The following is a 14,981-nucleotide window of genomic DNA, read 5'->3' on the forward strand; positions in this document are numbered from 1 at the left end:
GACTTTTTCTTTACCCGTGACAATTAACTCTGTCCATTCTTGATCTAGCTTTAAAGAATCTCTTACTTATATGGCTAGTTCCTTTCTTTTGTCTTCATCAATTCGATTTTTGTTTCTGTCTTCGTCCAGATTGACGTAAAGTTGTCCGATACGGTTTCCTCTGGAAGGTCTCAAATTTTGTTCGGCATCTCTTAAAGCGCCAAGATAAACGTGCAGCAGCAAATCCCACACATCGGGTTCAATTTGCTGGCCTTCATTATGTCCGCCCCACACCCTGTACTTTATCTTTTCTATATTTTTCTGTCGATCAATGTAATATCGATAATGAATTTGCAGTTCACTTTCCCCTATATCGTTGACTGCATGCAAATCGTTAAACCAACCAGTCTCTTCATCTTTCTCCACTTTGAAAAACAAATGGAATTCGATGTCCGGAAGCAGAGAGTCTGGGTTCGATCTATCAATGTAAAAGTCACTTTTTCGCACATAAATGTCGCGGGTTTGTTTGCCATAACTTAAGCATATTCTCAACGCATCAATAATCGCCGATTTACCCGCGTTATTCTCCCCGACAAGAATATTTAACCCCTTGTTAAATTCAAGTTTCAGTTCCTTTATGGCTCTGAAGTTCTTGATAAGGAGATTTTTCAAATACATACGCCCATCTCCTCTGCGTTTAAGCTAAGGCTCAATTATAGAAATCTGCATATCTATAATAATTACGACAAAACCGGACAACATTCCTGCTTTAAGCATCAACGAATATCCGCACCTGGATTTTGATTTCTAGTGCATCGGGGGATCGCATTGGCACGGCAACGACTCACTTATGCTGTGGGACAGGCAGAGAAGGTTTGGCTTATCCAGGCAACGGCATAAGAATGTTGAGTGAAGGTAACAAATTGAGCAGACTCTTGGCACTGGAAACATGTTAAAATGATAGTATTCGAACTGAAGGAATCCGATTTCCTATGCGCAAGAAGGCTACCGTTAATTCGACGTCGAATGCTCATCGCTTGATAATTGTGTCGAAAAATCTATCAAATCGGCCCGAGAGTGATGGCCTAAAGAATTTTTTGTCGCAGAAAGGCCGGGATGCACTCCCGCCTTTTTCGTTTCCAACAAGATTCTCATACAACTTTTACAATGAGAGGAGGCTACTGAAAAGAGATGAAACACCCCTTGCCTGAATCACAAAAGGAAGTCGTTATTGCCCTGTACCAGTATTTTCAGATGAATGCCGAGCAATTGTCGATCCTGCTCAACTATAACCTCCGAACTATCTATAACATGATCAGCCGGTTGCGAAAACAGGGCTGGGTTCATGCTCAAGTTCGACAGTTAACCTCCCATCGTAGGCACCTGTGGATAAGCGAAATCCTTATTGGGTAGGGGTTTACGGACTTATCAACAAGCGAGATGTAGGCAAAAATCCGAAAATCTGTAGGCACACGTTTTCTGTGGATAAATGTATATTTTTCTGTTCATTTTCTTGTATTTGTGGTATCATGTAGGCATGTACATACGAACGACTTCCCGAACCAATAAAGATGGCTCCGTCACCCGCTACGTACAACTTGCCCATAACGAGCGTCACCCGAAGACGGGACAGCCGCAGGCCAAGGTGCTTTACAACTTTGGCCGGATGGACGAATTGAATATGGACACACTCAAGCGGCTGAGCGCCAGCATTCAGCGCTTTCTTGGCGAAACGCCGGATCGCGGCGATCCGGCCGCCGATGCGCCGATTCTCACGCTGCTCCGCAGCCAGTCTTTCGGTGGCTCATGGTTGTTGAACGAGATGTGGAAGAAAGTCGGCATTGGCGAAGCCATAACCAAGCGGTTAGCCGACCGGCGTTTTCAGGCACCCATGGAACGGACGTTATTCGCGATGACCGCTAACCGTGCGCTTGCTCCCACCAGCAAATTGGCCATTGAAGACTGGGTCGAGCGTGAAGTCGTTCTTCCGGGCCTATCCTCGTTCGATGTGCAACAGGGGTACCGCGCCATGGATTTCCTGCTCGAATCTGCAGAAGACATCCAGCGTGAAGTCTTCCACAGCGTAGCGGATTTGCTGAATCTGGAAGTCGAGTTGTTGTTCTTCGACACGACCTCCACATACTTCGAAACCGACGAAACCGAAGACGATCTCCGCCAGCGGGGCTATTCGAAAGACCATCGCCCCGACCTTCCGCAAGTGGTAATCGGTTTTGCCGTTACACGCGATGGGATTCCGATTCGTTGTTGGGTCTGGTCAGGCGAAACGTCAGATATGAATGTCGTTCCCGAAGTGAAGAAGGATCTCATCGGTTGGAAATTGGGGCGCGTCATTTCCGTTGTGGATCGCGGCTTTTCGTCAGAGACGAACTTGCGGATCCTGCAGCAGACGGGCGGGCACTACATCGCCGGAGAGAAGCTGTCTTCCGGCAAAGAGACGGTCGAGGCGGCTCTGGCCCACCCGGGGCGCTTTAAGACGATCCGGGACAACCTGGAAATTAAGGAAATTACGATCGGCGGCGGTGAAGCCAGAGTCCGCTACGTGCTCGTACGAAACCCAAGTGAAGCCAAGCGCGATGCTGCCCGGCGGGAGAAGCATCTGAAGGATTTGCGTGAGCAACTGGAACAACTGAAAGAACTGGACGGTGAAGCCCATACAAAGGCGCACTGCAGGTTGCACAGCCATCCCACGTACAAGCGGTACTTAAAAACCGACAAACGAGGCAATCTGCGGATCGACCTGGAAGCTTTGAAGGCGATGGAACGGCTGGATGGCAAATACCTGATTCGTACGTCGGACGATACGCTTTCCGCTGAAGACGTGGCGCTTGGCTACAAGCAGCTTTGGCAAGTAGAAGCCGCCTTTCGATCGCTGAAACAGACGTTGGAGCTACGACCGGTCTACCACCGGAAGGAAGAACGGATCCGGGCCCATGTGCTGCTCTGCTGGCTGGGACTACTGTTGATCCGGGTCATCGAAAACCAAACCGGCAGCACGTGGAACGAGGTGCGTTCCCTGATGCAAATGTTGCATGTGGTCGAGTACCAATCACAGGACGGCACGGTCAAACAACGGACGGAATTCACAGATGAACAAAGGGGTATTCTTTCGGCCGTAAATGTGCCGGAACCCCCGAGAATATGGGATGTTTCGATGAAATGATCCCGAAAAGTGTAGACATACGCCGAGTTATCCACAAACCGCTAAATCCCTTGTCCTGCTTGGGCTAAAGGCGGTTTGTATGTCTACAAACTATCGAAACCGAGATGGAGCGTTCGCTTAAATCGCTTTCTGCCTGCAGACGCAGTACATCCAGGATTTTAGGCAAGGCAATCCTCCTTCGTTTTGGCATTCGTGTATACTCCTTTCTGTCGGTGTCTTTAGACATTCGACAATCTGGAGGCTACACCTAGCCATGATGAATGGATTCGCCTTGAGGGGGAAGGTGGCTAATCTTTTTCGGAATGGATGACCAATGATTTTCGGAATGAGTGGCTAATGATTTTCGGAATCGTTGACCAATGATTTTCGGAAGGGGTGGCTAATAATTACCGGAATGGGTGACCAATGATTTTCGGAATACGCATCGTACTATGGGACGAGAAGATGTATAGCACGAATCCATTAGGTTTATGCTGACAATGTGTTATAATGAATTCACTGAAATAACTCCATATCGGGGGTGTTTTATATGGCAGTTGATAAAAATAAAGTATTGCAAATATTTGAGCAATTGCCCGAATCGGCACAACAATCGGCATTTGATTTTATACAATATCTTTCCGCAAAACAGAAACAACTTGAGTGGGATGATATTGCGAAATTGGAGCCGGATGCTGCACCATTGAGCGAAGAAGAACAGCGCCAATTAAACAGCGAGAGCGGATTTATGTCTTGGGAGGAAGCAATGAATGAGCTTAACTTACCGACTGACATTAAATCGTGATGCCGTTAAATTTGTAGCCAAACAAGAAAAGGCCGTTCAGGAACGCATACGCAAATCATTGCTTGGCTTGACTGTTCGACCACCGGCAGGTGACATAAAGCCGTTGAAAGGTTACGACAAACGTTTCCGACTCCGGGTGGGAAGTTACCGGGTGTTATTTGAAATCGATCATCAAGAACAAGTTGTCTATATTTTGGCGATTGATAATCGCGGTGACGTTTATTAATTTGAGGAGACATCCCCCATCCTGGAGGGATGTCTTTTGAATAAGGCAATCGACGTAGTAGCAGAGTTGGGGACGGATTGGGGACGAAAGCCATCATTTTCGAGCTAACGGCAGCCAAACGGAACAATACGCAAATCGTGAAATCCCTTATAAATCAAGGCTTCAGCTCACCGCGGCGGATAGGAACCAAACAGCCTATGTTCCCGCATACGCTGCATATTGAGACCGTTTGTTCCTTGATTTATAAGGGTTTTAAGTGAGTGATTAGGGGGAGTAGGGGACAATTGGGGACGTGTGTTATGCACGCCCCGTTTTAAGTGTTAATTGGATTTTGCCGGATACATTTCCATTCGATGAAGATCAATGATCATTTCACCATTTTTTAAAATGTCGAGACCAATCAATCCGTCAATGTGGCTAATATCCTCATGGAAGACACCAAAATCTATGCTGATGTCCTTCATAACGAAATTGCCTAGTTGGACTTGATCGATTCGCTTTCGGAATGAATATTCGTCACCGCCAATCCCAAAGCTTCTCACAAGTTTATCGCCGTTCTCGAATGTGATGCCGATCTCTGATACGATATCAGAGGATAAAAGGGAATGCACCGCGCCAGTATCAATGACTAAATTGTCAATTTTTATTGAGCGTCCATTGTAACAAATCGTCATTGATGTTTGCAGTAAATCAACGTTTAATTCGATCTGCATCTCACCGGCTCCTGTAGAAAGGATTTTTTCTGAGTTCTATAGCTATCTTTTCTTGGCCGGTATGATAGACGATATTGTTGTTTTTACACTTTAATAGTTCCTTGGTCGCTTCGTTAGGGTCTTGGATTGCTCGTACTAGAGCAACTTCATCAACGTACTGAATGTTATCTTCGGTATGAGAATCAAGAATTTCAAGCAAGACGTATTGATCAGGATAAATAGTACGAACTTCTTGCCATTGCATCGTGATCACACCCTTAAATTTCTTCAGATTTTATCATCTCAATTACTTGTTTCAGTCTCCCATTCAAACCTTGGATACATATAATTATACCCTATACAGGAGTCTAAGGATACTGCCGCAGCGTACAGAAATTCCACTGGTGACTTTATTTGTGCGAAAGACGAAGAGCATATTTTTATACATCATCTCTTTTAGGGATGGTCTAAGAGTGTAGTGGACCCCTTAAAGTAGACATTGGAAAAACCCTCTGGGTAAACCCGATGAACTGTGACCGTAGTTGTGGACAATTAGAAAAGAGCCCTGGTTAGGCAGACAACAGATGACTTGTGAATTCGTCAGGAGTCATCTTTTTTAATCCCCACTGGTACCGACACGAGTTGTAATACGCGATGTAGTCGTCGATTCGTGCTCGTAATTCCCGAATACTCCCGCAGGATCCGTATTCCAGATCATCTTTCATATGACCACCAGTCGTTCAAGTGACCGCTCCGGCGCTCGCTCTACCAAGGACAACTCCAAGGAAGAAGTGTTTAAATATTGAACAAAAATACATGCAATCAATAAATTCTATTTGACAAACAAGAAAAATGTTTAATATAACAATAGTATAGACATTGTGTAAGCGCATCATTTCTATTTGAGTTTCAAAATGAAACAATTTTAGGAGGCGGCATCTTCATGACTCCATCCGTGCAAACGTATCGTTTTCAAACAGCACCGCAAATCATCGCCGGCGCTGGATCACTCGCGCAGTTGGGCGACAATCTGCAACTGGTCGCTTCCGCCCGTTCCGCGCTCATCGTTTCGCAGCGCTCGATGTTCAATCAAGGCTTCGTGGATCAAGTCCGGAGCCAATTTGAAGAACGCGGCATCGCATCGACGATCATTCGCGATGTGATGCCCGAACCCACGGCAGGCCATATTCTCGAGCTGTGCGGCCGTGTGAACAAAGAACGCTTCGATCTGATCGTCGGGATCGGAGGGGGCAGCGTGCTGGACGTGGCCAAGCTGATATCGGTTCTTCTCACGAATGAGCAGGCCATCGAGGACATGCTCGGCGTCGACAAGGTCGAGAAGCCGGGTATCCCGACCGTGCTGATTCCTTCTACGGCCGGTACGGGATCGGAAGTAACGCCGAACGCCATTGTGACCTTGCCGGAACAGGAACTCAAAATCGGAGTAGTGAGCCGTCATTTGCTGCCGCGCCTGGTGATCCTCGACCCTCTGCTCACGATGGAGCTTCCTCAGGTTCACACGGCGGCGACCGGGATGGACGCCTTTACCCATGCGATCGAATCTTATATTTCGACGAAGGCGAATCCCATCAGCGACATGTTCGCGCTTGAGTCGATCCGCCTCATTTCCCGCAATATCCTGACCGCCTACCGCAACGGGAGCGATCCGCATGCGCGCGAGCAGATGCTGCTTGGGTCGATGTATGGAGGCATGGCGCTTACCGCAGCGGGTACGGCCGCCGTTCATGCGCTCGCCTATCCGCTCGGCGGCAAATTCAATATCCCGCACGGCGTGGCGAATTCGATGCTGCTGCCCCATGTCATGAAGTTCAACGAAAGCGCGGTGCGTGCGAGGCTGATGCGCGTGGGTATCGCCATGGGCTTGGGGGGATCGCATCAGAACGCGCAGGGAGTGATCCGGACAATCGAACATTGGGTCCGCGAGCTTGGCATCCCGCAGGATCTTCGGCAGTACGGGGTGAGCGCGGAGGATGTGCCTGCGCTCGCGCAAGCGGCCATGAAAGTGACCAGGCTGATGCAAAACAATCCCAAACCGATGGCGGTAGAGGACGTGGAAGCCGTCTATCGGCTTCTTCTGCCCTGATGATTGTCCGAAACTTGTTCAAGCCGGAGCCGGTTTCCGATATAATGAAAGACATGTATGAGATCGGAGGTTGCGGGACAATGAAGGTGTTGGTTGTGGCGCCGTACCATGGTTTGGGCGAATTGATCAAACAGATGACCTCGCAATACGGGCAACTGGAGGTCACCGTGGTCATCGCCGATATGAAGGAAAGCTTGGACCAGATCCGTTCCTTCGGCCGGGACGGATACGATGCCGTGATCAGCCGGGGTGGAACCGCGCGGCTTCTGGCCCGGCATTCGAAGATTCCGGTGGTGGAAATCCAGGTTTCCGGCTTCGACGTGCTGCGGATGCTGACGTTGATGAAGGACTATCAAGCCAAACTCCGGCTGATCGGGTTCCCGAATATTATCCAAAGCTTCGTATCCGTCTCGAATTTGCTGGATTACGATTTCCCTTATACGGTAATTGACAATGAGAATGAAGTGGAAAACGCGATTGCCGCCGCCAAAGCAGACGGCGTACAAGTGATCGTAGGCGATACGGTGACGGTGAGGCTGGCAAACGAGCTCGGTATGCAGGGCGTGCTGATCACGTCCGGCCGGGAGTCGGTGGCGGAAGCGTTCCGGACGGCGGAGCTGATTTGCCGGTCGCTCGAAGAGCATAAGAAAATGAGCCGTATCTACGAGCGCGTCATTCAGGAAGGCGAGCGGGAAACGGCGGTTTTGGATTCGTCCTTGAACGTGCTCTTGGCCACGGAGGGCATAAAATCCTTATGGGGAGGCGCGCCTTCGGGCGATCGGCTTCCGTACCGGTTGGAGCCGACCGGTTTTCTGGGGGAATTGCTCGCTGAAGCGGGGGCGGACATTCGGGAAAACGGTCCTTTGACCGTTTACGAACCGGTACAGCGGATGATCCTTGTCGCCCGCCTGCTGAACCTGGAAGACGGCGCCGATTTATATTTGCTTACCTTAAATTCTTCCGACGAACACGCGGCCGGGGTGCGGATCATCTACCCGTATCGGGATCTGGAGTCTTTTCCGTCGCTGCTCCAAGCGACGGGCACCATGGATCAAGCGCTGCGAAAAGCGAAGAAGCAGCTGGAGCAAGGCTCTCCTGTCGCCGTGTACGGCGAACAAGGGACAGGCAGGCGTATTTTTGCGGGTGCGCTCGCGTCCTTGTTCGATAAGGATATGCGGTTGACCGAGATCGAAGTGAGATCCGGAGAGGAAGCGGCATTTCGCCGGACATGCCATCTGATCTCGAAGACGAAGCCGGACTCGCTTCTGCATATTCGGGGATTCCAGCACTTCTCTCCGGCCCGGCAGAGAAAGCTGGCGGATTTGCTGAAAACCGGCAAATTTAAACTGCTTTTTTCATTCGACGAGCATCCGAAACAGCTGAAAGGGGAATCCCGCGTGGATGCCAGGGTGCTCGAATGGATGGGGACGGATGCCGTAAGGCTGCTTCCCCTCCTGGAGCGGCCGGAGGAACTGGAGGAGCTCGTCCGCGCGTTTCTGTCCCTCTTTAACGAGAAATATGGCAAGCAAATCGTCGGAATCCGCCCTGATGCCTGGAAGCTGCTGCGTGAAAAAGCATGGAAAGGCAATCTGATTGAGCTTCGGGATACCATGGATGTTTCGGTGCGTGAAGCCGAAGGGGAGTATATCGGGCCAAACGACGTGGAGTTGTCTGCGGGCCGGGCTCCGTATCCGCCGGCGGGAGCCGCCGGTATGCCTGTTTTCGACCTCAACCAATCCCTGGAGCAAATTGAAAGGGACGTCATCCGGTATGTGCTGGAGGAAGAAGACATGAACCAGTCGAAAGCCGCCAAAAGATTGAAAATCAACCGGGCGACCCTGTGGCGTAAACTGAAAGGTAATGAGTAAACGCTCCTGAGGATGCTGTGTGTGATCCCAAGGAATCACGCACGGCATTTTTCGTTCAAATTGTTTAAAAATGCAACAGTTATTAAATAATTTAAAAAAAATAAAAAAAGTGTTGCATATTTGATTAATCTTACTATAATTAAAATTAAGAAAGCGGATACAAAAAATAGTTGTAATCGCTACCGATGATTATGTTCAAAATTGCAACGCCACGCAGTCGGTAACCCCAAACTATCTACCCCCGAAGGGAGAAATTCAACGTGGTCTTGAGAAAAAAAGGAACATTAATGATTTTCGTACTCGCCGTCATGTTGGTCCTGTCGGCGTGCAGCAAGTCCGGTTCGGACAATGCGTCCTCATCCAATTCGTCCGGTTCGGCCGTTTCCGAATCCGCTTCGACCGACGGATCAGGGGAAAAGATCCAGTTTTCTTACATGCTGGCCGGCAAATACATCAACTGGCTGAAGGATCTCAAGTGGTATCCCGAAGCGCTCAAGCGGATGAATGCCGAGATCGAGCTGGTTAACGGCGGCGATGATGACAGCGCTTACTACAAGGGCCTCGATACGAAGCTGATGGCGGGCGACATGTCCGATGCCATGATCGTTACGCTGTCCCAGGCTGAAGTGTACGGCTCGCAAGGCTTGTTCCTCAATCTGAAGGACCTGATCGAGAAAAATGCGCCGAACATCAAGAAGTTCATCGAAAGCGACCCGCAATACAAACAGCTGATCACGGCGTCCGACGGAAATATCTACGGCTTGCCGCAGCAGTACCCGATCATTACAAACGTTCCTTTCTACCGCGCCGATTTCTTTGCGAAAGCGGGCATCACGAGCAATCCGAAGACGATCCAGGAATTTACGGACGTCCTGCGGAAATTGAAAGCCGCTTATCCGGCAGCCGATTTCTTCCCGTTCACCGGACGCGACGGCTATATCAAGTTCACGGAAGCGTTCCTGGCGAAAGACAACATCGATTCGAACGGAAAAGTCAACGGCATCTACAACGTCGGCAAAAGCTACGACCTGAAGTCCGCCGGCTTCAAAGAGCTTGTGCAATGGTATAACACGCTCTATACCGAGAAGCTGATCGATCCGGAGTGGATTCTCGGCACGCAGACCGAAGAATCCTGGCAGACGAAGATGCTGACCGGCAAAGGCGCCGTCTCGTATGACTTCTTCACCCGTCCGTCCTGGTTCATGAACAACGGCGGACCGCAGAACGATCCGAAGTACGACATCAAGGTGATGGATGCGCTGAATGACTCGCAGGGCAATCCGTCCAAGGTGCCGATGGCCGAACAGCGCTACCGCGAAGACCGCGTGTTCGTCATCAGCGCGAACTCGGAAAAGAAAGCGGCTCAAATCCTCAAGTTCATGGATTACCTGTGGTCCGACGAAGGCCGCACGCTGATGGATTACGGCGTCGAAGGCCAATCGTTCAAGAAGAACGGGGACAAGAACGAGTTCATCGTAAATTTCGCCGAAGAAGGCAACAAGCCGCTCGGCACGCCGGTATGGAACTTCTTGCAGGACCGCCTGACGTTCCCGGTTCCTTCCAACGACGCCGCTTACTATGACTGGATGGACCCGCTGACCAAGTCGTTCGCGGCAGACTTCTTCGGCAAATACGCCGCAGTCGCTCCGCAGATCAAGTACTCCACCGATCAATTGAAGGAAAGATCCGAACTGCTCGCCAATGTGCAGCCGTACATTGACGCCAACCTGGTAAAGTTCATCACCGGCAAACGTCCGATGTCCGAGTGGGACGCGTTTGTACAGGAATCGGACACGCAAGGCTACGGCAAAATTGTTGAAATCGACCAAGCGGCTTACGACGCAGGCAACAAGTAAACCCCATGCGATCCGTCACTCCATGCGGCAACAGTGGTGGAGTGGCGGATCGTTTTATAGACACACCATGCAAAGCAAAGGATGTGCTTGACATGCAAACCGCCCTCAAAGGAAAGCCGTCGGGCGCCCGCGGCAGCGTGTGGAACAAAATGTGGAGATCCCGGCTGCTGTATCTGATTCTTCTTCCCGGCTTGATCCATATGCTCCTGTTCAAGCTGCTGCCTCTTTTCGGGCTTGTGATTGCTTTCGAGAATTACAACGTAATTAAAGGCGGGATGGCCGGCATCATCGGCAGCAAGTGGGTGGGATTTGCGCACTTCGAGAAGTTTCTGGGCGACCCCTACTTCTGGAAGCTGCTGAAAAACACGCTGTTGCTCGCTTTTTTCAACCTGCTGTTCGTTTTTCCGATTCCGATTATTTTCGCGCTGCTGGTCAATGAAGTACGGCTCAGAAAAGTCCAACGGTTCGTTCAGACGGTTACCTTCTTTCCGTATTTCATCTCCTCGGCGGTCGCGGTAAGCATCTTGTATACCTTTCTCTCGCCGCAGAGCGGATTGGTCAACATCGTTTTACAGGGTATGGGCATCGAGCCGATCTTCTTCATGGCAGAGCCGGGCTGGTTTCGCCCTCTGTACGTCGCATTGAACGTTTGGCAGCTGTTCGGCTACAGTTCCATCATCTATTTGGCGGCGATGACCAACATCGATCCGCACCTGTATGAAGCGGCGGACCTCGACGGCGCAAGCCGTTTCCGCAAAATGTTCCATGTCACGCTTCCGTCCATTGCCGGCACGATCGTCATCATGTTCATTTTGGCCATCGGGCAAATCATGACGGTCGATCTCGACAAGATCCTGATGATGTATAACCCCAGCATCTACGATACCGCAGACGTCATTCAGAGCTATGTATACCGCCAGGCTTTCGCCACCAAAGGCTTCCCGAATTACAGCTACGGCGCGGCCGTCGGTTTGATGCAGTCGATCGTTGCCTTCATCCTGGTCATCTCGGCGAACAAGGCATCCAGGAAATTCTCGGACTCGCAACTTTTCTAGGAGGGGACAATCATGAGAACCAAACTCCACGGTTTCGATTATATCAATATGATTGTCCTGATCCTGGTGTCAATCATATGTATATACCCGCTGTGGAACATCTTCGCCGTTTCCTTGAGCGACGGCATCTATGTGGCGGCATCCGAGGTTTATCTTGCTCCGAAGGGCTTCAATATCGAGACTTTTAAATACGTGCTGAACAATCCGCGGCTCGGCGTCTCCCTCGGACTCTGGAATTCGTTCGTCTACACGGTGGTCGGCACGCTCGTTGCGGTTTTGTTGACCTTTATCACCGCCTACCCGCTGAGCAAAAAAAGGCTCGCGGGCCGCAAAACCATCATGCTCATTTTCGTATTCACGTTCGTGTTTGAAGCCGGGATCATTCCCAATTTCATCGTGTACAAAAGCCTGGGCCTGGTCAATTCCTTCTGGGTCATGATCATCCCCGGCGCGATCAACACGTTCCTGCTGATCATCATGCGCTCGTTCCTGGACGCCTTGCCGGAGGAGCTCGAAGAGTCGGCGTATATCGACGGAGCCAGCGATCTGCAGACGATGTGGAAAATTTATTTCCCGCTGGCACGCCCCGCGATTGCCACGGTCAGTATTTTCTATGCCGTGTCTATCTGGAACCAATACCTGATGCCGATGATCTACTTGCAGAAGCAAAGCCTCAAGCCGATTACCGTCGTTCTCTACAACCTGATCGTCAGCGGAAGCAAAGACGGCACGTCGCTCGAGAGCATGACAGTCAACGGCGTTCAATTGCTGCCGCAGAATCTTCAGGCCGCTGCGATCTTCCTGTCGGTAGCGCCGATCCTGATCGTATATCCGTTTGCGCAAAAATATTTTACCAAAGGAATGTTGATCGGAGCCGTAAAAGGATGATTGGCATTTACCGTCCAGCGAGGTGATAGACTTGAAGTTTGCCATCATTGCAGACGACTTGACGGGGGCTAACGATACGGGCGTGCAGTTCGCGCGGCGGGGTCTCGTCACTTCCGTCCTCCTGCAGCCGGATCAGAAACTGGCCGAGGATCTTGATGTCGTCGTGATCGACACGGACAGCCGTTCCTTATCGCAGGAAGAGGCTTATCGCAAAGTCAGAACGGTTTCCGAATTTTTGCGCCGATTCCCCCCCGAGTTCGTGTACAAAAAAATCGACTCCACCATGAGGGGAAATATCGGGGCGGAGATCGACGCCGTGTACGATGTGTTTCAGCCGGAACTGGTCGTGATCGCCCCGGCTTATCCGAAGAATAAAAGGGTCGTCAGCGGAGGCGATTTTTACCTCGACGGCAAGCTGCTTCATATGACGGAAATGGCGGCCGATCCGAAAACGCCGGTCACTTCGTCCCATTTGCCGGATATTCTCCGAATACAGACCGGGCGGAAAATCGTTCAGGTGACGGCGGAAGACATCCGGTCGGGCGGTTCGAAAATTCAGGACAGGCTCGACGAAGCGATCCGGGAATCGGCGCCGTACGTCGTATTTGATTCGCTGAAGGAAGAGGATTTGCGCGCCATCGTGCAGGCGGTCCAGGACAGCCGGCGGCGTGTGGTCTGGATCGGCTCGGCGGGGCTGGCCAACCATCTCTGCAAAGCTTACCTCAAGAGGCAGCAGACGCCGGTGTACCTTCGCGATTCCCATTCCCAGGTATTGACGGTGGTCGGCAGCGTGAACCGGAACAGCCGCCATCAACTGCAGCAGCTTCTCAAGCAGTCGAAGGTTGAAGGTGTCGAGATGAAATCCCATCTGGCCGTTCAAGCGGACACGACGGCGGACGGGGAACAGGCGAGGGTGGTCGCACTCGCTTCCCAGGCGATTGAACGGGGAAGTCATGTCGTCTTGTATACTTCCGGCAGCCCGGACGACATTGCGCTGGCCAACAGCAAAGGCGCGGAGTACGGCTGGGATCCGAAGGGCGTAAGCGACCGTATCTCCCGCGTCCTCGGCGAGGCGGCGGCCGCTCTCATCCGCAAGCACCGGCTGATGGCGCTGGTCATGACCGGCGGAGACACCGCCAAGCAGGTATGCGCGAATCTGGGCGTCAAAGAGTTTCAACTGATCGACGAAGTGGAAATCGGCATCCCGATCGGCCGGCTGTCGGGGGAATGGCCGTTGTACGCCGTGACCAAAGCCGGCGGTTTCGGAACCACGGGCGCGCTGTCCAAAGCGCTCAAAAAAATGCAGGGAGAATCGATATGAGCAGACCGATCATCGGCATTACGATGGGAGACGCCGCAGGCGTCGGCCCCGAAATCATCGTCAAGGCGCTGCGCTCGGAAGAGGTTTACCGCGCCGCACGTCCCTTGGTCATTGGAGATGTCTCCATCCTGCGCAGGGCGGCTGAGATCGTCGGCGCGCCTGTCGCTTTCCGCACGGTGAGCCGGCCGGACGAAGGACAGTACCGCCACGGCACAGTGGATGTGCTGAACCTCGCCCTGTTGTCGGATGACCTGCCGATCGGCCGGTTGTCGGCGGAGGCGGGCAATGCAGCCTTCCGTTATATCGAGAAGGCGGTAGCGCTGGCGAGGGCGCGGGAGATCGACGCCATCTGCACGGCGCCGCTGAACAAAGAAGCGCTGCATAAGGGCGGTCACCTGTATCCGGGCCATACGGAAATTCTGGCGGATCTGACGGGTACCGATGATTATTCGATGATGCTGTCGGCGCCGAAATTGAAGGTCATCCATCTGACGACCCATGTCGGGCTGATCAAGGCCATTCAAAGCATTACCCCCGAGCGCACGTACAAGGTGCTTCGTCTCGCCCACGATACACTGAAGCGCGCGGGTTGCGACAAGCCGAGGATCGCCGTCTGCGGCATCAATCCGCATGCGGGCGAGAACGGGCTGTTCGGCGAAGGCGAGGAAGAGGAGAAGCTGGTTCCGGGAATCGAACGGGCTCGTGCCGAAGGCATCGACGTTTACGGTCCGCTGCCTGCCGATACGCTGTTTTTCCGCGCGGTCCGGGGCGACTTCGACATCGTCGTGGCCTGTTATCACGATCAGGGCCACGGGCCGATCAAAGTGCTGGGTCTGGAAGCCGGCGTGAACATTACCGTCGGGCTGAAGGGCGGCATCATCCGCACATCGGTCGATCACGGGACGGCTTTCGATATCGCCGGAACCGGCAAAGCCGACGAAGGCTCGCTTCTGGAAGCGATCCGGATGGCGATCGAACTGGCGCCCAGACAGCCTATCCAATCCTAAGCTGACGGAGGAAACCCGAA

14 protein-coding genes are annotated in these 14,981 nt (G+C 51.9%); 10 read left to right on the top strand and 4 right to left on the bottom strand.

Going from position 1 to position 14,981, the window contains the following annotated elements; genetic code table 11:
* Positions 1 to 66: 66 nt before the first annotated feature.
* Positions 67 to 657: an AAA family ATPase gene (locus RWM61_RS04750; RefSeq protein WP_313997969.1), complete on the bottom strand. Its 591-nt coding sequence runs from the start codon at positions 655 to 657 to the stop codon at positions 67 to 69.
* Between the two features lie 859 nt (positions 658 to 1,516).
* Here RWM61_RS04750 and RWM61_RS04755 point away from each other — a divergent pair.
* The 3 genes from RWM61_RS04755 to RWM61_RS04765 all read left to right on the top strand — a co-directional run bounded on the left by RWM61_RS04755 (position 1,517) and on the right by RWM61_RS04765 (position 4,170).
* Positions 1,517 to 3,160, top strand: coding sequence for an IS1634 family transposase (locus RWM61_RS04755; RefSeq protein ID WP_313998111.1), 1,644 nt, complete (start codon positions 1,517 to 1,519; stop codon positions 3,158 to 3,160).
* A 529-nt stretch (positions 3,161 to 3,689) separates the two neighbouring features.
* A complete protein-coding gene (locus RWM61_RS04760) occupies positions 3,690 to 3,944 on the top strand; it encodes a hypothetical protein (protein WP_313997971.1) in 255 nt (84 codons plus the stop codon).
* Entirely contained in the window at positions 3,910 to 4,170 is a 261-nt protein-coding gene (locus RWM61_RS04765) for a type II toxin-antitoxin system RelE/ParE family toxin (RefSeq protein WP_313997973.1), read from the top strand. Before RWM61_RS04760 ends, RWM61_RS04765 begins: the two co-directional genes overlap by 35 nt.
* A 320-nt stretch (positions 4,171 to 4,490) precedes the next feature.
* Here RWM61_RS04765 and RWM61_RS04770 read toward each other — a convergent pair whose 3' ends face one another.
* From RWM61_RS04770 to RWM61_RS04780, 3 genes are all read right to left on the bottom strand, one after another.
* On the bottom strand, positions 4,491 to 4,883 hold the full coding sequence (locus RWM61_RS04770) for a retropepsin-like aspartic protease (RefSeq protein WP_313997975.1): 393 nt from the start codon (positions 4,881 to 4,883) through the stop codon (positions 4,491 to 4,493).
* 1 nt (position 4,884) lies between these two features.
* Positions 4,885 to 5,127 (bottom strand): hypothetical protein, encoded by a 243-nt coding sequence (locus RWM61_RS04775; protein ID WP_313997977.1) that lies wholly within the window; start codon positions 5,125 to 5,127, stop codon positions 4,885 to 4,887.
* Positions 5,128 to 5,431: 304 nt separating this feature from the next.
* The gene (locus tag RWM61_RS04780; protein WP_313997979.1) at positions 5,432 to 5,587 is read right to left on the bottom strand and encodes an IS3 family transposase; all 156 of its coding nucleotides are present in this window, start codon (positions 5,585 to 5,587) and stop codon (positions 5,432 to 5,434) included.
* 218 nt (positions 5,588 to 5,805) lie between these two features.
* Here RWM61_RS04780 and RWM61_RS04785 point away from each other — a divergent pair, with 218 nt between their 5' ends.
* From RWM61_RS04785 to pdxA, 7 genes are all read left to right on the top strand, one after another.
* Positions 5,806 to 6,966, top strand: a complete 1,161-nt coding sequence (locus RWM61_RS04785) for an iron-containing alcohol dehydrogenase (RefSeq protein ID WP_313997981.1) — start codon at positions 5,806 to 5,808, stop codon at positions 6,964 to 6,966.
* Positions 6,967 to 7,046: 80 nt separating this feature from the next.
* Positions 7,047 to 8,834 (top strand): PrpR N-terminal domain-containing protein, encoded by a 1,788-nt coding sequence (locus tag RWM61_RS04790; protein WP_313997983.1) that lies wholly within the window; start codon positions 7,047 to 7,049, stop codon positions 8,832 to 8,834.
* A 260-nt stretch (positions 8,835 to 9,094) separates the two neighbouring features.
* Positions 9,095 to 10,690 carry an extracellular solute-binding protein gene (locus RWM61_RS04795; RefSeq protein ID WP_313997985.1) on the top strand — a complete coding sequence of 532 codons (1,596 nt, stop codon included), beginning with the start codon at positions 9,095 to 9,097 and terminating at the stop codon, positions 10,688 to 10,690.
* Positions 10,691 to 10,782: 92 nt separating this feature from the next.
* Positions 10,783 to 11,745 (top strand): ABC transporter permease subunit, encoded by a 963-nt coding sequence (locus RWM61_RS04800; RefSeq protein ID WP_313997987.1) that lies wholly within the window; start codon positions 10,783 to 10,785, stop codon positions 11,743 to 11,745.
* Positions 11,746 to 11,757: 12 nt separating this feature from the next.
* On the top strand, positions 11,758 to 12,633 hold the full coding sequence (locus tag RWM61_RS04805) for a carbohydrate ABC transporter permease (protein ID WP_313997989.1): 876 nt from the start codon (positions 11,758 to 11,760) through the stop codon (positions 12,631 to 12,633).
* A gap of 31 nt (positions 12,634 to 12,664) precedes the next feature.
* Positions 12,665 to 13,954, top strand: coding sequence for a four-carbon acid sugar kinase family protein (locus RWM61_RS04810; protein ID WP_313997991.1), 1,290 nt, complete (start codon positions 12,665 to 12,667; stop codon positions 13,952 to 13,954).
* The gene (gene pdxA, locus RWM61_RS04815; protein WP_313997993.1) at positions 13,951 to 14,961 is read left to right on the top strand and encodes a 4-hydroxythreonine-4-phosphate dehydrogenase PdxA; all 1,011 of its coding nucleotides are present in this window, start codon (positions 13,951 to 13,953) and stop codon (positions 14,959 to 14,961) included. Before RWM61_RS04810 ends, pdxA begins: the two co-directional genes overlap by 4 nt.
* Positions 14,962 to 14,981 lie beyond the last annotated feature (20 nt).

Source organism: uncultured Paenibacillus sp., assembly GCF_963515335.1.
GTDB lineage: Bacteria > Bacillota > Bacilli > Paenibacillales > Paenibacillaceae > Paenibacillus_I.